Raw genomic sequence first — 23,947 nt, 5'->3', positions numbered from 1 at the left:
GCCCGCGCCATGCCACCATCTGTCTATACCTGCGAAGCTTTCCTGAAGAAGGAACTTTCGTCCATTTTCGCCAAGGACTGGTTTTGCGTCGGGCGGGCTGATGCCCTGTCACAGCCTGGCGATTACACAACGCTCGAGCTCGCCGGACAGCCGGTTATCGTTTTGCGCGATCATGAAGGCGCGCTAAAGGCGATGTCCAACGTCTGCCGCCATCGCATGTCCACCCTGCTAGAGGGCAGCGGCAACACCCGCGCCATTGTCTGCCCCTATCACGCATGGACCTATAATCTAGACGGCTCCCTGCGCGGCGCCCCGGCGATGACCCAGAATGCGGGCTTTTGTAAATCGGACTATCACCTTCCCAAGGTGCGCTGTCAGGAATGGCTCGGCTGGGTGTTTGTGACCCTGAACCGCGAAGCGCCGGATGTGGCGGCGCAGTTGGCTTCGGTCGAAGATCTGATTGGCGACTACAACATGACAGGGTACACACAGACCTTCGCTGAAACCCACCGCTGGAACACAAACTGGAAAGTCCTCGCCGAGAATTTCATGGAGAGTTATCACTTGCCGGTCTGTCATGCTGGCACCATTGGCGGCCTGTCGAAACTGGACGAAATGATCTGCCCGCCGGGTGAGGATACATTCAACTACCACACGATTTTAAAGGACGATTCTCTGCGCATTGCTATGGCCCATCCGTCGAACACACGGATGACAGGGGACCGCAGGCGCACCACGTTCCTTCTGGCCATTTATCCAAGTTTGCTGATCACCCTGACGCCCGGATATTTCTGGTATCTCTCGTTGCATCCGGACGGTGTTGATCATGTCCACATCAGCTTTGGCGGCGGTATGTCGGACGACTATGCAGATGATCCGGACGCGCAAGAGAATTTCGAGGCATTGAAAACCCTGCTTGATGCGGTAAATCAAGAGGACAAGGGCTGCACCGAAAAGGTCTATAAAGGGCTGTCATCCCAAGGCGCCGCTCCGGGACACCTGTCCCATCTCGAACGCCCGAATTATGAATTTGCGCAGTACATAAACCGGCGAATACAGGCCGCAGCGAATTGAAGGTTGGGGCGTGGAATACCGCGCCCACAACCGTAGACCGGCAGTCACGCGGTCAGTCCGCTTCCGATAGCAAGGGCATCTCAAAGGTGAAGGTCGTTGTGCCATCTTCACAGGACACATCAATCCGCCCGCCATGTGCCGCAGCAATCGAAGCTGCGATGTAAAGACCAAGTCCAAGCCCTTCGCCACGGGTTTGGGTGCCACGGCGAAACGGGTGAAACAGCTCTTGTAGCATGTCTTCGGGAACCCCTTCCCCCTGATTGGTCACGCTAATTTCAATTCCGGACGCATCACTTGTCCCGCGCAACCTGATCGGCGTACCGGATGTTCCGTGGCGCACCGCGTTAGACAACAGGTTCGCAACAGCCTGCGCCACACGGGGCGCATCACAGTACAACGGGCGGTCAAACGACAGGTCAAGTTCGACCTGCTGAGTGTTCACCACACGGGTTTCCTCAACGATATGGGTCAGGGCCTGAGCCAAAGGAGCATCCGCCACGGGTTCAATACGGATACCACCCCCCAAGCGGGCCTTGGCGTGCATCATGATGTTGTCGATCAAGTCGCTCATCCGCAGCAGTGAAGCCTGCATCACAGGAACCAGTTTGCGCGCCCCATCTGGCAGGGGTTGCCTGCCGAGCAAGCGGATACCGGACTGCAGGGCGGCAACCGGATTGCGCAGATCATGGCCAAGCACTGCAACGAATTCATCCTGAATCCGCATCATTTCGCGTTCTTGCTCTACCTGTTTTTCTTGGGCTTCCAGACGCTCTTCGGTTTCCAGACTTTTGCCAATCGCATCGGCAAACATCTCAAGCATCGCCACGGCACGCGGGTGTTTGACGTTGCGCGGCACCGTATCAATCGCACAAAGCGTGCCAAAAAAGCTTCCGTCACCACGGTAAATAGGGATCGAAGCATAACTGACGATACCGAATTTCGCTGCAATCGGATGATTGAGATAAACCTCATCCGTGGCCACATCGTTGAACAGAACTTTGTCAGAGGTGTCCCGCACCGTCTGGCAAAATGTCGATTGAATATCGATCTCGTCCCCTGCCGCCAGACCGAAGTTCACTTCGTCCACTGTCCGACAGGCGACCCAGCGATCGTTCGTAACGCGGGCAACCGCAGCAAAGCGCATGTTGGTGGCCAGCATAACGGTTTCAAGAATCGTACCCACCAGATCGCTACCGGCGAGTTTTAGAATATCCTCTTGGAAATCATGTTCCCCGTCTAGAAAGGCTGCATGATCCTGTATAACTGCCCGACGCAGTGTAGCTTCGTTCATAATGCCCTCCGGCGTTTGTGTTCCAAGATCAAGCGACTGGAACGCGTGGCATAATTGTGCCTATTTCTCGCGCCATTAACGCGGATGGCAATCAATGTGCAAGACCTTGCAACTTCGACAATCCCGTCAAACTGACTGCTGGTGTGGCTTTAACGATGTTAACGCTTAGAACAACCACCAGTTCGGCAGTTTCGGCGGAAACTCGCCTTAGGTACATCGCTGCCCCAAAACGTACAAAGCGCCTATGACACAGGGGCTGTCGTTGGGAGTGCTAGGGTAAATTGCGGGTCGTGAGAGGCTCGGACCAAGCACCCTGTGCGGGCAGGTCGAAGCGTGAACAAAGCGAAGTATGCAGAAGCCACTTGACTAAGATTCAACTTCTACTACCTACATACCGACCGTCGGTTTGTAATGGAATTGTTAATGAAACGCGCATCAGACTCACCCCCTGAAGGGATGCCAAAGCGCCAGCGCCTTGCTCCAGAGGAACGGCGTGCACTCATCTTGGATGCGGCTCAGACACTGTTCTTTGCCAACGGCTGGGAAGAAGTGACAGTGGCCGATGTTGTAGCAGAGGCGGGTATATCCAAGGGTGGTTTTTATCATCATTTCACCGCAAAGGAAGATCTTCTGGACGGAATAGTCGAGCGTTTCACGGGCGAAGCACTCGACTCGGCCCAAGCAGCGCGCGCAGCAGCGTCCGGAAATGCACTTGCACGTTTCAATGCCTTTCTCGCCGAGACCTATCGCTGGAAAGCCGAACAGGCTCCCCAAATGAAATTCTTCATGGAAGTTATGTTGCGCCCGGGAAATGACATCCTGTTTGGCCGGATCACTGCCGCAGCCGCGGCGGCTGCATTGCCTGTATTACTAGATATTATCAGCCAAGGCACCGAAGACGGCACATTCGACGTGCCCGATGTTACACTTGTCGGAGAGACAATCATGGCTATGAGCCAAGCCCGCCGTGCAACCTTGGAGCAGTCATTTAAAGTGGCAAAAGAGGGCAATCTGGAACGCGCCGTTTCTATACTCGACACTCGGATGATCGCGGAGGGCGCACTGTTTGACCGGATGCTTGGTTTGCCACAAGGCAGCGTCACGATGACGAATCCAAAGGAATTCCGACTTATGCTGAAAGCAATTGTTTGGTGCTGAAAAGCGGAAAGCCCGCGGAAAACACCAGAGACAACTATGGCAGAAAGGATAGATCATGCTGAAAGTTAAAGAGCTAGAAAAGAATGTTTGGGAACTCACGCTGGAAGGTGTTCTGACCAAATCTGACATCCGGACGATGGAGCGCGACCTGACTCCGATCATTCAAGGCGAGGGACCTTTCGGGCTGATCGTTCGTGCGGACGGCCTGAAGGATCTGACCGCAGACGCAATAGCCGAGGATGCAAAGTTCGAGTTTGCAATGATGTCCCAATGGACGAAAATTTCGCGCATGGCGATCGTGTCGGATTTGCAGGCGCTTGCTGCGTTACTGAAATGGGTCGACCCGATCCTACCGATGATCGACATGCGGTCGTTCGCAACTTCTCAAGTCGCCGCCGCAGAGAGCTTTGTTTCCGACCTGCCAGCACCGCATGGCGCGTCGCAGGGCAACGGAATAAGCCTGCTTTCGGATGGTAAGGATGGCGTTCTCGCATATGAAATCGACGGTCGAATTTCCGCAGAAGACGTGAACGAGTTGCTTGCTCCCCTCGAAGCCCAAATGAAAGGTGACGAAAAGATAAATCTGCTGGTCCGGATTCGGCATTACGACGGGATGGACCTGTCGATCCTGACGCGCGGCTCTCTCTGGGGAACCAAAATGACAGCAATCAAACATGTACGGCGCTACGCTGTTGTTGGCGCGCCAAAGTGGATGGCTGCGATGGCCACTACTGTGGCAGCCATGCTTCCCGTTGAAATGAGAATGTTCGATTCATCGCAAGATGACGCCGCATGGGAATGGGTCCGCGCAGACTGATCTTTTGGTGTCGCGGGGCGAGGCCAGGCGACGCTTCAATCCTAAACCGTGGTTTCGACTTGGAAACCCTGACCGGGCGCCACTGCGCGTTCCAAAGAGACGAGACCATGACAAATACGAGTTCTAGAATGGCGACTGACGTGCCGAAACAGACCGACAAGAACGATGGCATTCTGCCAGAGAAGGCAGAAGGGGAAATGACCGCGATGACGAATGAAGTCCCGCCAGCGGACACGGCAACGGCTTCGACGCGCGAGCCTCTGCATTTCGACAGCGACCGTGGATCAAACAGGTCGCGTTGGGTGGCGGGAGGCCTTGCGTTGGCTATCGTAGGTTGGATGGGAAGTGGTTACATCCTGCCATCTGAAGACGTAGCAGAGCCGGCCACGACCTCCGCCGCACCACGCACAGTCACGGTCGCCGTGCAGCGTTCAGTCGCCGAACCGATCGAACAGGTGTTTGTTGCAGAAGGGCAAGCATTGCCGGACCGCGACACCGCAGTTCGCGCGGAGACATCTGGCCAGATTAGTGATCTACTGGTCGAGATGGGGGACGACCTTTTGGCTGGGCAGGTGATCGCCCGCTTTAATATTGCTGCCCGTCAGGCAGATCTGGACCGCGCACAGCAGGAACGGGAGCGCGCGCAAAGGGAATTTGACAACGCCACTGCGTTGGTCGAACGCGGCGTTGCCACCGTCGATCGGGTCGCTCAGGCACGGGCCACCCTTGCGGCGGCCCAAGCGAGCGTCAGCACTGCCGAAGAGGCCATTGGGGACACCGAAATTCGTGCGCCTTTCGCTGGCCGCCTAGAGGCGCTTGACATAAACATTGGCGAATTCGTGTCCTTGGGGGCCGAAGTTGGACGTGTTGTTGACAATACGCCACTGACAATCAGCATCCAGATCCCCCAGCAATCACTACGCGACGTAAAGGTTGGCCAGACCGCCGAGGTCGCGTTCATCACCGGCGAAACATCCACTGGCGAAGTGAATTTCGTGGCAACCAGCGCAAACGCGGAAACCAGAACCTTCATGGCAAGGATCAGGGTAGCGAATACCGACGGCGCGATCCCGGCCGGGATCAGCGCACAATTGCGCATCCCCACAGGCGAGGTTACGGCGCATTTTATCTCACCCGCAATCCTGTCGCTCGGCACCGACGGGACGCTGGGGATCAAGACCGTAAATGCCGACGAAGTGGTGGAATTCCATCAGATCGGCATCGTCCGCGCCCAAACCGATGGCATCTGGGTGTCGGGACTGCCAGAAAAAGCGCAAATTATCTCGATCGGTCAGGGTTTCGTGAACGACGGAGAAAAGGTGAACCCGCAATTCGAGAACGAAATGGCGGACACTGTGGCGCGAGAGCCCATGACGGGCTTGCCTGAAACCGAAATCCAGACGCCGAAGGACGGGCAGATCATCGACCAAGGCACCCCAGATGCCCTGAATGATACAGAGGCTACCCAATGAACGCCATCATCGACGCAGCCTTCAGTCGCAGCCGTGTGGTCGTAATGGCTCTTTTTATGATCCTTGCCGTTGGCGCCTATGCGTATATTGCGATCCCCAAGGAAAGCTCGCCCGAGGTGCCGATCCCGATCTTTTACGTCTCAACCGGCCTTGACGGTATTTCGCCTGAAGACGCAGAACGGCTTTTGGTTGAGCCACTCGAAACAGAACTGAGCAGCCTTACCGGCCTTAAACAGATGACAGGCAACGGCGGCGAAGGCTATGCCAGTTTGCAGCTTGAGTTTGAGCCGGGGTTTGACGCCGAGGTGGCGCTGGACAAAGTCAAGGAAGCTGTCGACCGTGCTACTACGGATCTGCCCACAGATGCCACCGATCCGGTCGTAAACGAGATCAACACCGCCCTGTTCCCGATCCTGACGGTAATCCTGTCGGGGCCCGTGCCCGAGCGGACATTGAACACACTTTCTGAAGATCTGAAGGACCGTATCGAAGGACTCGCCGGTGTTCTTGAAGTTGACGTGGGCGGTGAGCGAACCGAATTGCTCGAAGTGTTGATCGATCCAACTGTGTTCGAGACCTACAATATCAGTTTTGAGGAACTGATCGGCCAGATTAATCGCAATAACCAGTTAATCGCAGCAGGTGCCATCGAAAACGGCGCAGGGCGCATCGTGCTCAAGGTGCCCGGCCTGATCGAGGATGTCGAGGACGTGATGTCCCTGCCCGTGCTGGTGCGCGGCGACACGGTGGTAACTTTCTCTGATATCGCCACAATCCGCCGCACATTCGAGGATCCCAGCGGGTTTGCCCGTATCGACGGTCAGCCCGCCTTAGCACTCGAAGTCAAAAAGCGGTCCGGGGCCAATATCATCGACACTGTTGCCGAGGTGCGCGACGTAATCGCTGCGTCGCAGACAGAGTGGCCCGACTCCGTGCAGATCAACTATACACAGGACGAGAGCGAACAGGTGAAGACCATGCTCAGCGATCTTGAAGCAAACGTGATCGCTGCCGTAATCCTAGTGATGATTGTCATCGTCTGGGCGCTCGGCATCCGGTCGGCACTGCTGGTCGGACTCGCTATTCCCGGGGCTTTCCTCGCCGGGGTTGCGATACTCTACTTTATGGGATCGACCATGAACCTCATTGTGCTGTTCTCGCTGATCCTCGTCGTGGGGATGCTCGTGGACGGTGCTATCGTCACGACCGAACTTGCCGACCGGCGTTTGCAGGAGGGCGATCCCCCGAAAGCTGCTTACACCTTTGCTGCCAAGCGCATGGCCTGGCCGATCATCGCCTCCACAGCAACGACCCTGTCGGTATTCTTTCCATTGCTGTTCTGGTCCGGCATGGTCGGCGAATTCATGAAATTTCTCCCGATCACCGTTATTCTGACGTTGACCGCATCACTATTCATGGCCCTGATCTTTATCCCCGTGGTTGGCGGCATCATCGGTAAAAAGCCACCGCAATCGGCTGCTTCCAAGCAAATCCTGTATGCAGCCGAAAACGGCGACCCGCGCACGCTTCGCGGCTTTACCGGCGGCTATGTTCGAGTGCTGGAGTTCGCGATTCTGCGACCTTGGGCAACGTTGATCATTGCGGTCAGCTTTCTCCTCACCGGGTTCTCGGCCTATGGCCAATTCGGCAATGGCATCAGCTTCTTTCCCTCGATTGAACCTGACTTCGCACAGGTGCAGGTGCGCGCACGCGATAACTTCTCAATCTACGAAAAGGACGCGCTGGTGCGCAAGGTCGAGGAACGATTGTTCGACTACCCCGAGATCGCTTCGGTTTACGCTCGTTCGGGCGGCTCCAATCAGGACACAGCTGACCTTATCGGCACGATCCAGATCGAATTCACCGAATGGGACATGCGCCGCACCGCCGCCGAAATCGGCGAGGATATCCGCGCCGACATGTCAACGATCGCGGGTGTCGACGTGCAGGTTCAGACAGCGTCACAAGGACCATCGGCGGGCAAGCCTGTGAACCTGCGCGTCCGGTCCAGAGTCCCTGCCGCGCAACAGGAAGCGGTCAAGGCCATTCGGGTCGCAATGGAAAAGATTGGCGGGTTCACCGATGTGACCGACACAAGGCCCCTGCCCGGCGTGGAATGGCTTCTCACCGTGAACCGCTCCGAAGCCGCGCGCTTCGGTGCTGACATCTCGACACTCGGACAGGCGGTGCGCTTGCTGACACGCGGCATCACTGTGGCTGATTACCGCCCAGAGGATGCCGAAGGATCGGTCGACATTAATGTGCGCTTCCCGGCCGGTGAACGCACGCTCGAAGAGTTGCAATCGTTGCGCGTGCCCACGTCGTCCGGACTTGTCCCGATCACGAACTTTGTCACCTTCCAGCCAGCCCCCCGCTCTGGCACCATCACCCGTATTGACCAACAACGGATCATAACCATCGAAGCGAATGTCGTGCCCGGCATTCTTGTGAACAATCAGGTGGTTGCGTTACAGGCGGCAATTGATGCAATGGACCTACCGGCCGGGGTCGAAGCTACTTTTGCCGGCGAAGCGCAGGACCAAACTGATGCAATGACATTTTTGGTTGGTGCGTTCATCACGGCAATCTTCCTGATGTTTGTGATCCTCGTGATCCAGTTCAACAGCTTTTATCAGGCCTTCATTGTGATGAGCGCAATTGTGTTCTCTATCGCCGGCGTCCTATTCGGCCTGATCATCACCGGCCGTCCCTTTGGCGTGGTCATGGGCGGCATTGGGGTCATCGCGCTGGCAGGCATTGTGGTGAACAATAACATCGTGTTGATCGACACCTACAACGACCTGAAAAAAGCAGGCCTGTCGCCGTTGGAGTCCGCTCTGCGCACCGGCGCACAACGACTGCGCCCGGTGGTTCTGACGTCCGTTACAACGGCACTCGGCCTGATGCCCATGGTTATCGGTGTAAACCTAAACTTCTTCAGTCGAGAGATTGTATACGGAGCACCTTCAACCCAATGGTGGACAGAACTTAGCTCGGCCATTGCCGGAGGCCTTGTCATCGCGACTGTGCTAACCTTAATCGTCACCCCCGCCATGCTAATGCTGGGAGAGAAAAAGGTAAAACGGGCACAACCAGTTGCTCCGGCCAAGTCCATGGAGCTCGCTTAGATGAGAATTGGAACAACCAATCTTCACAGGGCCACTCGCGGAGGTAGTAGCGACCGGTGCTTAGTCTACAGTGCAATAGCAGCCATTCAAGCGCTGTGCATACCCGAGCAAAGTCTCTGACACCTTCATATTTCTCTCGATGAACCGAACGCCTTTCAGCGTTCGGGCAGCACTTTGCCTACAAGTCACATCCTGTGCAATCTGACTTCATTGCTCGAAAATTGCTGGCTTTCCAAACGGGCGCATTTCGGGCCGGATCCGAGTAGTTTCGCCTCGTGTGCAACATCTCCTTGCCACCTGGGCAGATGTAGCGGTCGTGCTCGTCGTCCCAAGTGAAGTCGGACCGCGAGAAGGTGCCGTCCTTGCTTTCACCTTTGTCCCTCTCGGCAGATTGCCGGCGGCACCATACGCGGTATCCATTGCCCGGCAGTTGATTGCAGAGCAATCAATGAGAGGGGGCTGCGATCCAGTCAGGCTTCAGCCCGAAGCGTTCTTCGGTCCGGTTGAGCATCCTTCCCATTGCGCCGACCTCGGCGGTTCTGTTCGAGCGGCTGGCGTCGACATCAACGATGATACTATGAACTGTATCGATCAGATAATTGGCAGAATACGCAAAGAATGCGGGGGCCTTTGCGTGCGGCAGTCCATTGGCTGGCCGGATCAGCATGAGCCGTAAACCTGGGTTTGGTCGTGGTGGCCGCACCAAAGGCTCCGTCGTCCAGCGCGTCGAGATATTCCTGCACCGCGCGTGGTGCGTCATCGACGTCGGCCAGCCGGACTGCCCGGTCTTCAGGGTTACTGGAGTTCTGTTTCTGGACATCAGCACTGATCAAGCTGGCATCGACGGCAAATCCTTGGCCACTTACCAATCCTTTTTCCATGCAGCGGGCGACAGTCATCTCAAATACGTGACGCAGAAGATCACTCTCGCGAAAGTGTCCGTGGCGGTTGTTGGAAAAGGTCGAATGTTCCAAGATGCAGTCACTCAGGTCGAGGCGGCGGAACCAGCGATAGGCCAAGTTCAGGTGAACCTCTTCGCACAAGCGGCGCTCGGACCGGATGCCGGAGCAATAGCCCACAAACAACATCCGGATCATCGATTCAGGATCAATGGAGGGGCGACCAGTGTGGCTATAGAAATCGGCAAGATGCGCACGAATACTACTCAGGTCAACGAACCGATCAATCGAACGCAACGGGTGGTCTTGGGGAACATGATCTTCCGTGAAAACTCATAAAACAGTGCTGCCTGCGCCTCCTGCCCTGGTCCCATCATCGCCATATCCCCCAATCAATAAACAGATTGAATCAGCAGCCTGTGCTACGATCAAGGAATAGTTCTTCAACACAATCGGCGAAGTCGATCACCTTGAAGGAGGTTGCATAGGGCTGCCAGTCCTACGTTGCGCAACAATGGCAGCCCCGATCATTAGCTGGCGTCTTTGAATTCCGCATATTCGCCGCGCAGCTGCACGGTCACAGTCACGTCCGAGCTATCGCGATTACGCCAGAACCAGCCATGCTCGCCGTCGAACGCGGCCACGATCTCTCCTTCATTTCCGGTGGACCCGCGGCCCTTCTCATAGGTCACAGACTGACCGCCGCCATGACCGTGCAGGTCGAAATTTACGCGACCGCCGTCAACGTGCATCCGGTATTGCGCAGTCTGGCCTTCTTCCATGACCAGTTTCCATTCGGCACTTTCACCGGGAGCCAGAGTGAAGGTGGTCTCGTCGCGCCAGACTTCGGCGTCCTGCGCTTGTGCCGTGCCGACGAAGAGCCCGAAGATATCGTTCATCAGGTTCGACTGCTTCCCTGCCTCCAACTCCATCAGCCGGTCGGCCTCTGCCTCTTCCGCAAGCTGGGCTTTAATCTCCCCCATCTCCGTCAGTCCGATCACGCCGCCGATCCCGGTCGGGTCGATGTTGTATTCGGCCGGCAGAACGACGGTAACGAGGATTGCTACGGCGCTGGCCGCAGCGATGCCCGTAGAGCGGATAAGCTGGGCAGAGCTTGGCAACTCTTCAAGGCTTGGTTTTTGTGTGTTGAACATATCTATCTCCAATTTCTCAGGTGGCTACGAAGTAGCCGGTGATTTGTACGCCCATAAGGATAAATCCCAAGGACATCATGATGACGTTGGCGGTGTAGGCCTGGCGAAAGAAGTTCGGGGACTTCCGCCAGAAGCCCATAACGATGAGGATCACGGCAAGCGCCATGATCTGGCCGAGCTCGACGCCGACATTGAACGCCAGCAGGTTGGCAAGCAGCCCGTCCGAAGCGATCTCGTAGTCGAGGATCTTGGTAGCAAGGCCGGTGCCGTGGAAAAATCCGAAGATCAGCGTCGCGGCCTTGGTGTCGGGTTGGAAACCGAACCATCGCTGGTAAGCGCCAAGATTGTCGAGCGCCTTGTAGACGACCGAGAGGCCGATGATGGCATCGATGATGTAGGCGTTGATGCCCCAGCCAAACCAGACCCCGAGAAGCATCGTGGTTGAATGGCCTAAGGCGAAAAGGCTGACATAGATAGCGACGTCCTTCATCCGGTAAAGGAAAAAGACGACGCCGAACAGAAACAGGACGTGATCGTAGCCGGTCACCATATGTTTGGCACCGAGATACATGAAGGGAACGATATTTACGCCCCAGATTTCCTGAATATAGCCCGCGTCTCCTTCGGTGACATTATGGGCGAGCGCGTTGTCCGCGCCCAGAAAGAGCACAGATAGTGTAAGGAAAGGCAGAAACGCTCTCCGGCGTATGCCGGGATCGGTCCAGCCACGTTGGACTGCAGTCATAGAATAAACTCCGCATGAGTATTGAAGATCGAATGAAACGCGCCAATGACGCGCCGTCGATCAGACGCGCGGAGGTCTTTCGATCTGGTATCTCTTTAACGTGTCCGCTGTCGTCGAACTCAGCCGCCATGCAGTTTTATAGATATCTAGCGGCTGCGGCGACAGATTGTTGCCAACGACGACCGCCTGACTGTGATCGTGGTCTACACTATCGTGATTGTGACCGTGTGCGGCCCAAGCCAAATCTTCTTCCAGACCGTGCGAATGACCATGATCGAAAACCTTTTCCGCGTACTCTTGAAGCACCTCGAGGATCGCTGGTGCATGAGAGGTGGTGGGCATCACGGACCAGACGAAAACAGCCGCACAGAGAAGCGTCGCGATGACGGCTGTTCCGGTTGTCCGCAAGGTTACCATTAGTTCTGCCTGTCTGCTCGTCGCTCTTGGAGTGTGAAGAAACATCATCTTGTTATATCCCCCCAGGGAGGATAAATCATTCATATGTCAGATTCCCATGTTCATGCAACCCACCCCGCCCTGATCACCCGGCTGAAACGTGCTGACGGCCATCTGCGCGCCGTGATCGGGATGATCGAGGCGGGCAGGCCATGCCTGGAAATTGTCCAGCAGATGCAGGCGGTCGAAAAGGCCATCACCAACGCAAAACGAGCGTTGATTCACGACCATATGGATCACTGCCTAGACACGGAAGACCCAGCAACAGATCGCGAGGAACTGCGTGCCATCGCCCGCTATCTCTGAGGTTCGCTATGCTCGAAATTCTATCCGACCGCACTTACCGCCATCTGTTTCTGGCTCAGGTCGTCACTCTTCTGGGAACCGGGCTCGCGACTGTAGCACTCGGGCTTCTGGCCTTTGATCTTGCGGGCGGCGGTGCTGCAATGGTGCTGGGCACCATTTTCACAATCAAGATGATAGCCTATGTGGGCATCGCTCCCGTTGCCGGGGCCTTCGCGGACAGGGTGCCGCGCCGCGCGCTGCTGGTGGCGCTTGATCTGGTGCGCGCGGGTGTTGCGCTGGCATTGCCCTTCGTGACCGAGGTCTGGCAAGTCTATGTCCTGATCTTCCTGCTGCAGTCGGCCTCTGCTGCATTTACGCCGACATTTCAGGCAACGATTCCTGACGTTTTGCCCGACGAGGCGCAGTATACCCGCGCGCTATCGCTGTCCCGGCTTGCCTATGATCTGGAAAATATCGTCAGCCCGACCCTCGCCGCGCTCTTGTTGGCAGTGATGTCCTACGACGCGCTGTTCTTTGGCACAGTAGCTGGTTTTGCCGTCTCGGCGCTCCTGGTTGTCTCGGTGCTGCTGCCCGCCCCCCGCCCATCCGGGCCGCGTGGTGTCTATGATCGCTCAACGCGCGGGATCCGCATCTTTTTGGCGACCCCACGCCTGCGAGGACTTCTGGCACTGAACCTCGCTGCGGCTGCCGCAGGTGCGATGGTGCTGGTCAATACGGTTGTTTTGGTGCGCGGAGAGCTCGGTTTGTCCGAGAGTGCGCTGGCCTGGACCATGTTTGCTTTCGGCGCGGGCTCCATGATGGCAGCGCTGGCGCTCCCGCTCGTGCTGGATAAACTGCCTAACCGGCCCGTAATGCTCGCCGGTGCGTTGTTGATGGTGGCGTCTCTGCTGGGGCTGGGGGTGTCGGTCATGGTGGCGGGACTTGGTTGGACCGTTCTGCTTTTGGCTTGGCTGCTGGTAGGGCTGGGGTATTCCGCCGTCTTGACGCCTTCGGGCCGGTTACTGCGCCGTTCCGCCCATGCAGGGGACCGCCCCGCGCTGTTCGCGGCACAGTTCGCGCTGTCCCACGCCTGTTGGTTGGTGACTTATCCGCTGTCCGGCTGGCTGCTGACGGTCTACGGCATTTTTCCGGCGCTGATCGGACTGGTGTCTCTCGCAATCAGCGGAGTGCTCCTTGCCTTGCATATCTGGCCCGCGAACGACCCTGTGGAAACAGAGCATACTCACGACAACCTGCCGCTTGATCATCCCCATCTGCGAGGGCATCGCAGGCATAGCCACGCCCTGATCATTGACGAGAGCCATCCCCGCTGGGCTACTCATTTCTGAAACGGCGAACGACCCTACGACGGACCGCTGACAGTTCTGGCGGCGTTCAAACGGATATTCGTGCGCCGTGCGGCATTGGACAACACGGGTTTTAACCGGATATTAGCTGCAGTCTGCGTCAACGGCCGCTATTGGGATGTACCGAGGAGAACTGCCAAAATGTCATGACGGTCCCTGGTATTGGCCGATGATTTCCACGGCGATAGTCGCGGCCGTAGGTGAAGGCGAGGCCTTCGATCGAGGTTGTGACTTTGAAGCCTGGGTCGGCCTCGTTCCCCGACAATACAGCACCGGTGGACGAACGATCTTGGGGCGGATCTCAAAACGAGGAAGTCGATATCTACGGATGCTTTTCGCCCAAGCAGCAAAAGTCATCATGATGCGGCCACATCGATGGCCCGACTTTAGCTTTGGCCAGTGGCTAATAAGTGCGTCAGAACGCATACATCGAAAAAAGGCAGCCATCGCCCTCGCAAATAAACTGGCGCGCATGGACTGGAGCATTTTGAGACATAAAACTGCGCGTGCGTAACCCCAACAAGGCCACGACCCGCGTGTCGATCAACAGGCCGGATACATATGAGCGACTTCCGAGAATATGCCAGAAATCATTTGCGAACAGCAGCCAGTTCATACATCGGGCCGTTCGCGAAACACTACAAACTCCACTTCCTTCGCACAACTGCCATTCATTCTGGTCGCAACGAAAGTCGGTTCGCCGCCAAGTGGTGTCGGACTACACCGTGAGACACCTAAAAATACCATTTCCGCCAATGCATGAGGAAGGCCGTCCGAGAAGCGATGTGTATGAGTTGCCGACTCCAATGCGAAGCAATTCTTCACCCGTGCAATGTAAGATAAATTTGTAGATGCTTTTTGTATCTGATGCATTCCGACTAACTAATGTTATGCATTATGGCTTTGACGATATGACCGCCGGAGGCGAAACATCCTTCCGTCCAATCGCTCTGACAAAAGCACGGACGGGAGGTGGCTCAGGCCTGTCTGGGCCACTTCTCCAGACCGTACGTTCGTCTATCGTGCAGCATCTAGGATCGGCGCAGCGGGACTTAGCCACTGAATTTGTTCAATCAGCGGCTTCTTCCCACTGTTGTTGCCTACTTTATAAATTCTGAATTTTTGCTTCGTTTTCAAGCCGCTTTTTTTCTTGATACTCATACAAGAACTTGGAGCTTAGCATGCGTGCATTGTTAATTTTGGGGCGGAAATAGAAATAGTGCAGTACCGCCCAGCAGATGGACATACCAAGCGAAAGAATGATGCAGACAGCTGTAGGTCTCATTCCTAACTCTATGGAGATTGGCAGAAAAATGTGATTGGCGACAAATAGCAATGTAACCGTCAGAACTGCAAATCCTCCAGTTAAGATCAATGTGCATTCTGAACTGATATTTCTTCGCGCGATTTTCTCAATTCGTGATCTGTCATGTCTAGAATGTGCTGTTAGGTCTTCTTTCATTATGAACTTTCCTCCGACGCCAATGGAGCAAATTTACTTGAAAAGCTCAAGGTGACCTGCTCCCTCGTTGCATGTTAGGAATCGTTGCCGCCATTCGATGTGGATTGCACCAAGGTCCCTATTGAGCCGAATATCGACACATCGGTGAAATCACGACGTGGTTGTAAGCCTTAAGGCGACGCAGTTCGATAGGTTGAAAAGGACGATGAGCGGCAGTCACGGAAACTTCTGATTAGGTTTTCTTAACGACGCTAATGCGACAAGGCAGAAGTGACCACAAGCTGGCTTGTTTTGGCAATTAGATCTTTCGACCGGCGTTTTCCCAATAGGGCGCGCGCAATCTTGGCTTGAAAATCTTGCCGCTGTCCTCCCGTGGGAGAGCCGTGTGAAAATCGATGGTATGGGGGTGTTTGAAGCGGGCGAGTTTGCCCTCCAGAAAGCTGAGAACATCTTGCGTAGTGGGATTACTGCCCTCGGATACTTCCACGGCGGCCACGACCCGTTCGCCAAATTCAGCGTCTGGTGCGCCAAAGACTGCAACGTCACGAATGAACGGTGCGCGCATCAAGATCGCCTCGATCTCGGCGGGGAAGATGTTGGCACCCCCCGAAATGATCATGTCTTTCTTTCGATCCGTTATGAATAAATAACCATCTTCGTCCAACCACCCCAAGTCCCCTACTGAAAAGTGACCATGCTTTTCAGACGCTTGTCGGCTTTTGGAGTCATTGGAATAGTTAAAGTCGCCAAAGGCATCCATTCTCGCATGGATTTCGCCCACTTCGCCTGCTGGCAGTTTTTCACCGACTTCATCGAGGATAAGGACACTACACCCCATCTGCGGCTTTCCGACTGTACCGGGCTTTGCAAGCGCGTCCTTGGACGATGCCATTGTCATAAAACCGATCTCTGTGGCGCCGTAACTTTCCCAAAAAACAGGCCCCCACCAATCAATCAAAGCCATCTTCAAATCATTGGGCCACGGTGATCCGGTTGAGACGCAGAATTCGACCGAGGACACATCGTAGCGAGCCTTCACGTCCTCGGGCAGTTTCAATAATCGGCTCATCATTGTGGGGACCAAATAGATGTGTGATATCTTTTGCGCTTGGATTGTTGCCAAGAATGTCTCTGGTTCGAACTTTGGCGCTACAAAGGTCGACACGCCTTTCGACACTAGGGCTGCGTTTGTGAGCGTGGAAGGCGCCGAGTGATAAATGGGTGCCGCCGTGAAATAGCGCGCGCCCGGTTTGAAGCGCATCATTTCTTTGCCAACGCGGGCGAGAACATCTTCAAAATTTGACGTCGGGCCGCCCCCAAGCCGACGCACCCCTTTAGGGGCCCCAGTCGAGCCAGACGTATAACGCAGCAACGGGCGCATCAATTCGCGCTGGCTCAATGGGTCCTGCGCAAGCACCAGATCGCCCCATTCCGGGATTTCAGGACTCGCCTGTGCTGCCCCGGGACTAATGTCGTAAGCCTTGCACATTGCAGCACCGGGGGTGACCCCGATCACCTTGCGTCCAACAAGGGCAGGTTTCAGCGCCTCAATCAGATCGCGATGAATGACGACAATATCTGCACCACTGTCGTCGCAAATCGCGGCGACCTCTTGTGCTGCTGCGTGCCAGTTCAGCGCGACAATGACCGTTCCGGCTTGTGCGGCAGAACGCATGATTTCAAGATGGGTCAAATCATTGCGCATGATGACGGCAACAGGCACATCTTTCCCGCCTCCGATTGCGCACAGGGCGCTGGCCCCTTTGGCGGCGTTTGACTCCAATTCATGACGCGAGATTTGTGCGTCAAAGTCTGCGACCTTGGTGTTTGTCATGGCCCTGCCCTCGCTTGCTTGCTGGAAGGTTTTGTAGGACGCCGCCGACCACCGCGATAGAGTTAGGCAATATTACGCCACGTAAACCGAGTCGGCAGCACCTGCTCATTGACTCTAAGCCTGCTGCTATCGTCAGCTTAAAGTCATTGTTGGATTTGCCAGAAGACGAAACCAACTTTCAACAGGGAGGAATTTAAATGCGTTTAATTCTATTGGCGACAGCCGTCTGCCTTTCTTCAGGGCCATTGGTCGCGCAAGAAGCGGATCTGCCTAAACAATTAACTTGGACCGCTTATGGAACTGGATCAGCTGGATACAACCAGTCCGTCGCGATTGGTGCTGCATTGCAAGAAGCCAATGGCGTGAATTTGCGTGTGTTGCCAGGCAAGAATGACATCGCCCGAACGGAACCATTACGCCAAGGCAAAGTACAGTTTTCGGCAAACGGGGTGGGAGGCTCGTTTATGGCGCAGGAAGGTGTGTTCCAATTCGGTGCTAAAAACTGGGGGCCACAGCCTGTGCGCGTTCTCGCCGCCAACAATGGCGGTACAGTGGGACTGTCTTTGGCGGTTGCAGCCGAAGCATGCGAAAAAGCAGGTAAACCCGGCTGCGAAGGATTTACCTATGCCGACCTTAAAGGCATGCGTGTCGCCTGGGTAAAAGGTGCACCCGCGTTGAACGTGAACAATGGCGCATATCTTGCCTATGGCGGGTTAACTTGGGACGATGTGGAAAAGGTTGAGTTCGGTGGGTTCGGTGACAGCTGGGCCGGTATGATCGACGGCAGCGTAGATGCCGCGTTTGCGTCAACCAATTCGGGACGTGCGTATGAAGCGGCCTCTAGTCCGCGCGGTGTCTATTGGCCACCGATTGACGCCAACAACGCCGAAGGCATCGCTCGCATGCAAGCGATTGCTCCGTTTTTCACACCGATGATGGCAAAAGTCGGAGCAACGATTGATGGTACGGATGGTTCGCCGACGGCTGGTTATGCGTATCCGGTTTTGATGACCTACGCGGTCCAAGACGAAGACCTGACCTATAACATGACCAAAGCTATGGACGTCTTTTTTGACGACTACAAAGGCAACGCACCAGGCATAAACGGTTGGGCGCGTGATAAGCAGAACTTCCTGTGGGTTGCACCCTACCATGAAGGTGCGATCCGTTATTACACCGAGATTGGTGTCTGGAGTGACGCGGCACAGGCGCACAACGACAACCTGATCGCGCGTCAGGCGGCCCTGATGGCTGCTTGGGAAGAACTCAAGGCTGAAGCACCTGACAATTGGGAAAAAGCCTGGGAAGAAAAACGCCGTTCTGCACTTGAAGCAGGTGGTTTTGCCGTCGTCTTTTGAACCGGACAATCTGCAAGACAGGTAGGCGTTCGCGCCTACCTGCATCCGTTCGCCCGATCCTAGGCCAAGACCGCGGGATAGAGCCAAAAACAACGAGAACAAAATGACAGAGCAAAACAACACGAATGATCGTGGCAATTCTGCAATTGAGGCTGAACGCAAATCGGAGCGACTGACTTTTGATGGTCCTGCACGCTGGATGATCATTGTCTTTACATTGGTCGCCATCGGCGTTGCCATCAACCAGCTATTCAATTTACGACTTGGCGGGTATTCTCTGCTTGAAGGGATGTATCTATATGTTCTGGCAGGGCTTTTCCTGAGCCTCACCTTCATTACCTTTCGTGCAAAGGGGCCTCCCTCTGCTCATGTACCGTGGTATGATTGGCTTTTGGCTATCGCAACACTTGTGGTGGTCGGGTTCTTTGCGGTGACGGCCGGAGACAGCCTTGATGGCGGTTGGGAATATGCAGCGCCTCCTATGGCTGTCTGGGCATCGATTGCGCTTTATGTCTTGATCCTAGAGGGAACACGGCGCGCAGGCGGACTGGTCTTGTTTGCCATCGTATTTGTGTTTTCGCTGTACCCGACGTTCGCAGAACATGTCCCTGATCCCTTAAACGGCTTTACCCAACCTTTCACGGATGTTGTCCCATACTTCATGATTTCATCTGAGGCATCGTTCGGGATCCCGATGCGTGCCTTTGGGAACCTTGTGATCGGGTTCATCCTATTTGGCGCGGTGTTACAATTCACCGGTGGTGGCAAGTTCTTCAATAATCTTGCAATGGCTCTTGTTGGTGGATACCGCGGTGGGGCGGCCAAAGTTTCGATCTTTGCATCGGGTTTCATGGGGTCGATGTCCGGATCGGTCATATCAAATGTGCTGACCACTGGCGCAGTGTCTATCCCCGCAATGAAAAAGACAGGTTTCTCCGCGCGCTATGCCGCTGCAACCGAAGCCTGCGCGTCCACGGGTGGGGTTTTGATGCCACCCATCATGGGGGCCACAGCCTTTGTTATCGCGTCATGGCTCAGTCGTCCGTATGTGGAAATCATGCTTGCTGCTGCGATACCGTCGTTGCTGTATTTCTTCGGGCTGTTTGTGCAGGTCGATGCGTATTCTGCGCGACGCGGCCTCAAGGGCTTGGCAAAAGTAGACCGGCCCGCCGTGATGAAGACGCTTCGCGAGGGCTGGCTTTATATCGCAGTGTTCGGGCTGTTGATTTTCCTAATGGTGGCGTTCCGTTGGGAGAAGACTGCCCCGTTTTACGCGGTCACATTGCTGCTGTTGGTCAACCAGTTCAACAAAAACGACCGTGTATCGTGGCAGGGATTTCTGAACATTATCGTGTCTGTCGGGCGCACATTGTCCGAACTTGTCGCTGTATTGTTGGGCATCGGAATGATTGTGGGCGCGTTTCAGGCGACTGGTCTGACGGGGCCACTTGCCAATGAACTGGTACATATGGCGGGTAACTCTTTGCCGATGCTGCTGTTGATGGGGGCCGTGACCTCCTTTATCTTTGGCATGGGGATGACCGTCACGGCCTGCTATATCTTTCTGGCTGTGGTGCTGGCTCCGGCTCTTGTGCAGGCGGGGCTCAATGAACTGGCTGTGCACCTGTTCATCTTGTATTGGGGCATGGTCAGTTTTATCACGCCTCCCGTTGCCTTGGGTGCATTCGCTGCCGCCTCTATGGCTAAGGCAAACCCTTTCAAAACGGGTTTTGAAGCAATGAAACTGGGCGGTGTGATATACGTGATCCCGTTCTTCTTTGTCCTCAATCCAGCACTAATCGGCCAAGGTCCCCCCCTAGAGGTCGTAATCGTTCTGGTCTGTGCATTGATCGGTGTGTGGTTTATTTCCGCCGCCTTGCAAGGGTTCGTCAGTTTTGTGGGCCCTCTAAACTCCAGCTCTGTTTCTGCTGCGATGCGCGTGGCATTGTTCGTCGCAGGCCTGCTGGTAGCGGCCCCTGTTGGTGGCGTTTTTGGGCTAAGCCATGCGGCCTTAACAGTCGTAGGTTTCGCCATCGCATTGCCTCCGCTGATCGCCTCCTGGCGTGCTGGGCAGGTACAAAAAGATGAACAAGAGGCAACGATCGCTTAAATCAAACGCAGAACCGGAACACTGCCTTACTGATGTAGTCGTTCAGGTTGCGCGTTTGGTCGGGTGCAGTTTCATGATTAACCTTAAACGGGAAATATCGGCGATGTCATAAGTCTACTTGGATTAAGTAGGGCGACGGCATCGCCAGACCTGTCTCTATGGCCGCTTCAAGCGTTTCACAATCGGTCACGCGGCAGGCCTCGACCCCCATTGATTTCGCCATCTCTACCCACTGCAAATCGGGACGATCCAAGGACAGCATATCAATTGCACGGGGACCCGGATTTTGCACACCCACGTTCGTCAGTTCACCGCGCAGAATCCTATAGCTGCGGTTGGCAAAGATCAGGATCGTGACATCAAGGTTTTCGCGCGCCATGCTCCAAAGTGCTTGGATCGTGTACATGGCCGAACCGTCCCCAGTCAAAGCCATGACCTTTCGATCCGGGCAAGCAACAGCGGCTCCGACGGCAACAGGCAGACAATATCCAATCGAGCCGCCACAATTGTTAAGCCAAGTATGTTTGGCAGCACCCTTTGTGGCAGGCGAAAAGGCGCGTCCGGTCGTTACGGATTCATCGACCACAATGGCGTCTTCGGGGATCGTTCGGGCGATGACAGCGGCAAGGTTTTCCAGATTGATAGGCCCGTGCTGGGGCTGTGGAACGTCTGGTGTGGCGACATGTGCGGGTTGTGTCGCTGTAGCGCCCGTTGTTTCGCATAGGGCTTCAAGGGCTGACGTGAGGTCCGCATCGGCCTTTGCAAGCGTGATGATGTCCGCCCCTTCACGGGTGAGTATTGCTGGCTTGCCCGGATAAGCAAAAAAGCCGATGGGCGCACGGGCCCCAATCAACACGATGCGTTTATAGGGTTCCAGCACTTCTAGCGCGATGTCGATCGGGTAAGGCACACGGCCAACCGAGACGCGGCCCGCGCCGCGCTCAAGACGCGCGTTTGACCATTCCGAAAGCAAATGGCATCCGGTCTTTGCGGCGATACGACCGGCCATCTCCAAATTGCTTTCGCTCAGGGCTGCACCGCCAAGCAGCAGCAGACATTCTGGACCATCCAACGCCTCTGCAGCGTCGGCCAGCATGCCGCTGTCGAAAGGCGCTGGCATTGCAGGTTCATGGGCAGCATGTGTTACGCCGCCTTCATCCCAAGCCGTGTCACTCGGCAGAACCAACGTGGCGACTTGGCCAGGTGCGACACGTGCGGCCTGCACAGCCTCTGCTGCATCTTTGCCAACCGTCGGAGCACCTTTAGTGGTGCGCACCCAATGCGATACCGGTCGCGCGATCCCTTCGATATCAGAAGTAAGCGGTGCATCCAGCGCGATATGTGTCGAGGCATGTTCGCCCACAATGTTTACCACGCCAGATCCCGCCTTTTTGGCGTTGTGTAGATTTGACACCCCATTTGCCAAACCAGGGCCGAGATGGAGTAAAGTCGAAGCGGGTTTTCCTGACATCCGGTAATACCCATCAGCCGCCCCTGTCGCGACACTTTCTTGCAACACCAAGACCGAGCGCATGCCGGGAATATGATCAAGAGCGGCCACAAAATGCATCTCTGACGTGCCGGGGTTGGTAAAGCAAACCTCAACCCCGTTTTCGAGCAATGTGTGCACAAGGCTTTCGGCGCCGTTCATTTCAGTATCACTCATGTGTTTTCCTTTTCGATGTCCCAATAAGGAATACGCAGTTCCTTTTTAAGGATTTTGCCAATGCTACTGCGGGGCAAACTGTCTCGTATCTCGATTGCCGAGAGGCGTTGGCTTTTGCCAAGTCTTCGGTTTGCATTTTCCAACAAGGTTTCGCTCGTTTCGATAGACCCTTCACGCAGAACCACGAGGCCCAATGGGGTTTCCCCCCAATTGTCCGAAGGCACACCAATGACCGCAGCATCTATGACATCCCGATTGCCCAGCAACACCAACTCGAGGTCATTGGCGTAGATGTTAAGCCCGCCAGAGATGATCATGTCTTTCTTACGATCCGAAAGCACTAAAAACCCGTCCTCGTCAAACCACCCCATGTCACCAGATCGAAAATAGATGTCATCCTGCGAATTGCGCCAAATATAGTCTGCCGTTAGATCGTCGCGGCCATAATATCCTGACATCATGGTCGGCCCACGCCCGCAGATCTCGCCAACAGTGCCTTGGGGAACTTCCTGACCATCCGTGTCGATCAGGCGGATGTCATTTCCAGGCGCCAACTGGCCAACAGTGTGCAGCTTGTCTGGATGATCATCGGCCACCAATACAGTCACACCGCCGCCTTCTGTCAGACCGTAGTATTCGATCAGCTTGCCAGGAAAACGGTCCAGCACGTCTTGTTTTACATCCGCGCGAAGGGGGGCAGAGGTCGAGAATTTGATCCGCATAGAGTTCAAATCGAAACTCTCAAAATCGGGAACATCCATGATGCGCTTGTATTGAACAGGCACCAATATCGTATGGGTGATCTTCTCGCGCTCTGCAATTTGCAGATAACCCCGCGCATCAAATTTGGGCATAAGATAAACGGTTGAGCCCCCAAAAAGCGTCGGAACAAAGGACACAATCGTGGTGTTGGAATAAAGCGGAGTCGAGATCAACGTACGCGCATTATCATCATAGCCATTGGGCGACACCCGATCCATCTGCGCGGCGCGCATTTGGTGGTTGTGGATGATACCTTTGGGTGTTCCTGTGGTCCCGGAAGAATAGATCAGGTTGAACGGGTCGCTCATCTTAATCGGAACCATCGGGTCCGTCGTTGCAGCCTGCGCCATAGCCGTTTCGTAGCTTTCGAAATCTGCATGCTCGAAATCAATCGCAAAGCGCTTGATCGGCAGTTCCGTGACAAAATCCGCCACTAGATGCAGGTATTGCGATGCCACAAATATCGCAGATGCCCCGCAATCCGAGAGCATCTTTTGCAAGGCCTCGGGCGAGGCCATCGAAGACAACGGCGTAAAGCACGCCCCTGCCCGCAGAACACCCATAAACAGCTCTGCATAAGGTATGGAGTTGGGAGAGATGATCGCAATATGATCGCCTTTCCCCAGCCCCAGATTCCCCAATAGGTTCGCAACGCGATTGATCCGCGTATCGAATGCACCCCAATCCAATTGCGACCCTTCACAGACTAAGGCCAACCGATCCGGATGTGCTTTGGCATTGGCGCGGATACGCGAAACAACAGTCTCGCTTTGAGGGTTCAGAACCGCTGGGGGATTTATCGGTATCATGTCTAACCAAGTATTTTGGAATCTGTCGAAAAGCAGCATCGCGACGCAATCAACGTTTGGCAATTCCAATGCAGGAAAGACCTTGGGTCACTTTTCAAGC

General features: G+C 55.3%; 18 protein-coding genes and 2 pseudogenes. 10 read left to right on the top strand and 10 right to left on the bottom strand.

The genetic code is table 11. The features are described from left to right. Window positions 1-9: 9 nt before the first annotated feature. On the top strand, window positions 10-1,074 hold the full coding sequence (locus IEX10_RS03075) for an aromatic ring-hydroxylating oxygenase subunit alpha (protein WP_188671608.1): 1,065 nt from the start codon (window positions 10-12) through the stop codon (window positions 1,072-1,074). 52 nt (window positions 1,075-1,126) lie between these two features. Here IEX10_RS03075 and IEX10_RS03070 read toward each other — a convergent pair whose 3' ends face one another. Continuing rightward, a complete protein-coding gene (locus tag IEX10_RS03070) occupies window positions 1,127-2,365 on the bottom strand; it encodes a GAF domain-containing sensor histidine kinase (protein WP_188670785.1) in 1,239 nt (412 codons plus the stop codon). 423 nt (window positions 2,366-2,788) lie between these two features. Here IEX10_RS03070 and IEX10_RS03065 point away from each other — a divergent pair, with 423 nt between their 5' ends. From IEX10_RS03065 to IEX10_RS03050, 4 genes are all read left to right on the top strand, one after another. After that, the gene (locus tag IEX10_RS03065) at window positions 2,789-3,523 is read left to right on the top strand and encodes a TetR/AcrR family transcriptional regulator (protein ID WP_188670783.1); all 735 of its coding nucleotides are present in this window, start codon (window positions 2,789-2,791) and stop codon (window positions 3,521-3,523) included. 55 nt (window positions 3,524-3,578) lie between these two features. Then, window positions 3,579-4,340 (top strand): SpoIIAA family protein, encoded by a 762-nt coding sequence (locus tag IEX10_RS03060; RefSeq protein ID WP_188670781.1) that lies wholly within the window; start codon window positions 3,579-3,581, stop codon window positions 4,338-4,340. A 128-nt stretch (window positions 4,341-4,468) separates the two neighbouring features. Beyond that, the gene (locus IEX10_RS03055; RefSeq protein WP_308420676.1) at window positions 4,469-5,812 is read left to right on the top strand and encodes an efflux RND transporter periplasmic adaptor subunit; all 1,344 of its coding nucleotides are present in this window, start codon (window positions 4,469-4,471) and stop codon (window positions 5,810-5,812) included. Beyond that, on the top strand, window positions 5,809-8,940 hold the full coding sequence (locus IEX10_RS03050) for an efflux RND transporter permease subunit (protein WP_188670779.1): 3,132 nt from the start codon (window positions 5,809-5,811) through the stop codon (window positions 8,938-8,940). The genes IEX10_RS03055 and IEX10_RS03050 overlap by 4 nt, the downstream gene beginning before the upstream one ends. 103 nt (window positions 8,941-9,043) lie before the next feature. Here IEX10_RS03050 and IEX10_RS03045 read toward each other — a convergent pair. From IEX10_RS03045 to IEX10_RS03030, 4 genes and pseudogenes are all read right to left on the bottom strand, one after another. After that, window positions 9,044-10,216: pseudogene (locus IEX10_RS03045) on the bottom strand (transposase); the annotation flags it as partial. Between the two features lie 153 nt (window positions 10,217-10,369). Further along, complete coding sequence (locus IEX10_RS03040; protein WP_188670777.1) at window positions 10,370-10,993, bottom strand: transmembrane anchor protein; 624 nt, start codon at window positions 10,991-10,993, stop codon at window positions 10,370-10,372. A gap of 16 nt (window positions 10,994-11,009) precedes the next feature. Then, a complete protein-coding gene (locus IEX10_RS03035; protein ID WP_188670775.1) occupies window positions 11,010-11,738 on the bottom strand; it encodes a HupE/UreJ family protein in 729 nt (242 codons plus the stop codon). Between the two features lie 60 nt (window positions 11,739-11,798). After that, a complete protein-coding gene (locus IEX10_RS03030) occupies window positions 11,799-12,239 on the bottom strand; it encodes a metallophosphoesterase family protein (protein WP_229678408.1) in 441 nt (146 codons plus the stop codon). Here IEX10_RS03030 and IEX10_RS03025 point away from each other — a divergent pair, their 5' ends adjacent. The 3 genes and pseudogenes from IEX10_RS03025 to IEX10_RS20170 form a co-directional block, all read left to right on the top strand. Beyond that, window positions 12,240-12,500, top strand: a complete 261-nt coding sequence (locus tag IEX10_RS03025; RefSeq protein WP_188670773.1) for a metal-sensing transcriptional repressor — start codon at window positions 12,240-12,242, stop codon at window positions 12,498-12,500. Between the two features lie 8 nt (window positions 12,501-12,508). Next, on the top strand, window positions 12,509-13,828 hold the full coding sequence (locus tag IEX10_RS03020) for an MFS transporter (RefSeq protein ID WP_188670771.1): 1,320 nt from the start codon (window positions 12,509-12,511) through the stop codon (window positions 13,826-13,828). 158 nt (window positions 13,829-13,986) lie between these two features. Next, window positions 13,987-14,205 (top strand): annotated as a pseudogene (locus IEX10_RS20170) (transposase); the annotation flags it as partial. 56 nt (window positions 14,206-14,261) lie between these two features. Here IEX10_RS20170 and IEX10_RS03010 read toward each other — a convergent pair. The 3 genes from IEX10_RS03010 to IEX10_RS03000 all read right to left on the bottom strand — a co-directional run bounded on the left by IEX10_RS03010 (window position 14,262) and on the right by IEX10_RS03000 (window position 17,142). Next, window positions 14,262-14,462: a hypothetical protein gene (locus IEX10_RS03010; RefSeq protein WP_188671645.1), complete on the bottom strand. Its 201-nt coding sequence runs from the start codon at window positions 14,460-14,462 to the stop codon at window positions 14,262-14,264. A 489-nt stretch (window positions 14,463-14,951) separates the two neighbouring features. After that, entirely contained in the window at window positions 14,952-15,308 is a 357-nt protein-coding gene (locus IEX10_RS03005; protein WP_188670769.1) for a hypothetical protein, read from the bottom strand. Between the two features lie 298 nt (window positions 15,309-15,606). Next, window positions 15,607-17,142 carry an AMP-binding protein gene (locus tag IEX10_RS03000; RefSeq protein WP_188670768.1) on the bottom strand — a complete coding sequence of 512 codons (1,536 nt, stop codon included), beginning with the start codon at window positions 17,140-17,142 and terminating at the stop codon, window positions 15,607-15,609. A gap of 197 nt (window positions 17,143-17,339) precedes the next feature. Between IEX10_RS03000 and IEX10_RS02995 the strand changes: the two genes are divergently transcribed. Beyond that, window positions 17,340-18,500, top strand: coding sequence for a TAXI family TRAP transporter solute-binding subunit (locus IEX10_RS02995; RefSeq protein WP_188670766.1), 1,161 nt, complete (start codon window positions 17,340-17,342; stop codon window positions 18,498-18,500). 103 nt (window positions 18,501-18,603) lie between these two features. Further along, window positions 18,604-20,610 (top strand): TRAP transporter permease, encoded by a 2,007-nt coding sequence (locus IEX10_RS02990; RefSeq protein ID WP_188670763.1) that lies wholly within the window; start codon window positions 18,604-18,606, stop codon window positions 20,608-20,610. A 106-nt stretch (window positions 20,611-20,716) separates the two neighbouring features. On the opposite strand, the gene IEX10_RS02985 is transcribed toward IEX10_RS02990, so the two are convergent. Together IEX10_RS02985 and IEX10_RS02980 are read right to left on the bottom strand one after the other, a co-directional pair. Then, a complete protein-coding gene (locus tag IEX10_RS02985; RefSeq protein WP_229678407.1) occupies window positions 20,717-22,276 on the bottom strand; it encodes an acetolactate synthase large subunit in 1,560 nt (519 codons plus the stop codon). After that, window positions 22,273-23,847 (bottom strand): class I adenylate-forming enzyme family protein, encoded by a 1,575-nt coding sequence (locus IEX10_RS02980; protein WP_188670761.1) that lies wholly within the window; start codon window positions 23,845-23,847, stop codon window positions 22,273-22,275. Before IEX10_RS02980 ends, IEX10_RS02985 begins: the two co-directional genes overlap by 4 nt. Window positions 23,848-23,947 lie beyond the last annotated feature (100 nt).

The organism is Neptunicoccus cionae (assembly GCF_014643735.1).
GTDB classification, from domain to species: domain Bacteria; phylum Pseudomonadota; class Alphaproteobacteria; order Rhodobacterales; family Rhodobacteraceae; genus Amylibacter; species Amylibacter cionae.
This window is presented reverse-complemented; position numbering and strand designations above follow the sequence as displayed.

What these genes read in the sequence shown, in the direction of transcription:
- IEX10_RS03010 (WP_188671645.1), bottom strand. Translation starts at nt 14,462, where the DNA reads ATGAACTGGCTGCTGTTCGCAAATGATTTCTGGCATATTCTCGGAAGT.
- IEX10_RS03005 (WP_188670769.1), bottom strand. Translation starts at nt 15,308, where the DNA reads ATGAAAGAAGACCTAACAGCACATTCTAGACATGACAGATCACGAATT.
- IEX10_RS03020 (WP_188670771.1), top strand. Translation starts at nt 12,509, where the DNA reads ATGCTCGAAATTCTATCCGACCGCACTTACCGCCATCTGTTTCTGGCT.
- IEX10_RS02995 (WP_188670766.1), top strand. Translation starts at nt 17,340, where the DNA reads ATGCGTTTAATTCTATTGGCGACAGCCGTCTGCCTTTCTTCAGGGCCA.
- IEX10_RS03030 (WP_229678408.1), bottom strand. Translation starts at nt 12,239, where the DNA reads ATGAATGATTTATCCTCCCTGGGGGGATATAACAAGATGATGTTTCTT.
- IEX10_RS03025 (WP_188670773.1), top strand. Translation starts at nt 12,240, where the DNA reads ATGTCAGATTCCCATGTTCATGCAACCCACCCCGCCCTGATCACCCGG.
- IEX10_RS02980 (WP_188670761.1), bottom strand. Translation starts at nt 23,847, where the DNA reads ATGATACCGATAAATCCCCCAGCGGTTCTGAACCCTCAAAGCGAGACT.
- IEX10_RS03040 (WP_188670777.1), bottom strand. Translation starts at nt 10,993, where the DNA reads ATGTTCAACACACAAAAACCAAGCCTTGAAGAGTTGCCAAGCTCTGCC.
- IEX10_RS03000 (WP_188670768.1), bottom strand. Translation starts at nt 17,142, where the DNA reads ATGACAAACACCAAGGTCGCAGACTTTGACGCACAAATCTCGCGTCAT.
- IEX10_RS03050 (WP_188670779.1), top strand. Translation starts at nt 5,809, where the DNA reads ATGAACGCCATCATCGACGCAGCCTTCAGTCGCAGCCGTGTGGTCGTA.
- IEX10_RS02990 (WP_188670763.1), top strand. Translation starts at nt 18,604, where the DNA reads ATGACAGAGCAAAACAACACGAATGATCGTGGCAATTCTGCAATTGAG.
- IEX10_RS03035 (WP_188670775.1), bottom strand. Translation starts at nt 11,738, where the DNA reads ATGACTGCAGTCCAACGTGGCTGGACCGATCCCGGCATACGCCGGAGA.
- IEX10_RS03060 (WP_188670781.1), top strand. Translation starts at nt 3,579, where the DNA reads ATGCTGAAAGTTAAAGAGCTAGAAAAGAATGTTTGGGAACTCACGCTG.
- IEX10_RS03075 (WP_188671608.1), top strand. Translation starts at nt 10, where the DNA reads ATGCCACCATCTGTCTATACCTGCGAAGCTTTCCTGAAGAAGGAACTT.
- IEX10_RS03065 (WP_188670783.1), top strand. Translation starts at nt 2,789, where the DNA reads ATGAAACGCGCATCAGACTCACCCCCTGAAGGGATGCCAAAGCGCCAG.
- IEX10_RS03070 (WP_188670785.1), bottom strand. Translation starts at nt 2,365, where the DNA reads ATGAACGAAGCTACACTGCGTCGGGCAGTTATACAGGATCATGCAGCC.
- IEX10_RS03055 (WP_308420676.1), top strand. Translation starts at nt 4,469, where the DNA reads ATGGCGACTGACGTGCCGAAACAGACCGACAAGAACGATGGCATTCTG.
- IEX10_RS02985 (WP_229678407.1), bottom strand. Translation starts at nt 22,276, where the DNA reads ATGAGTGATACTGAAATGAACGGCGCCGAAAGCCTTGTGCACACATTG.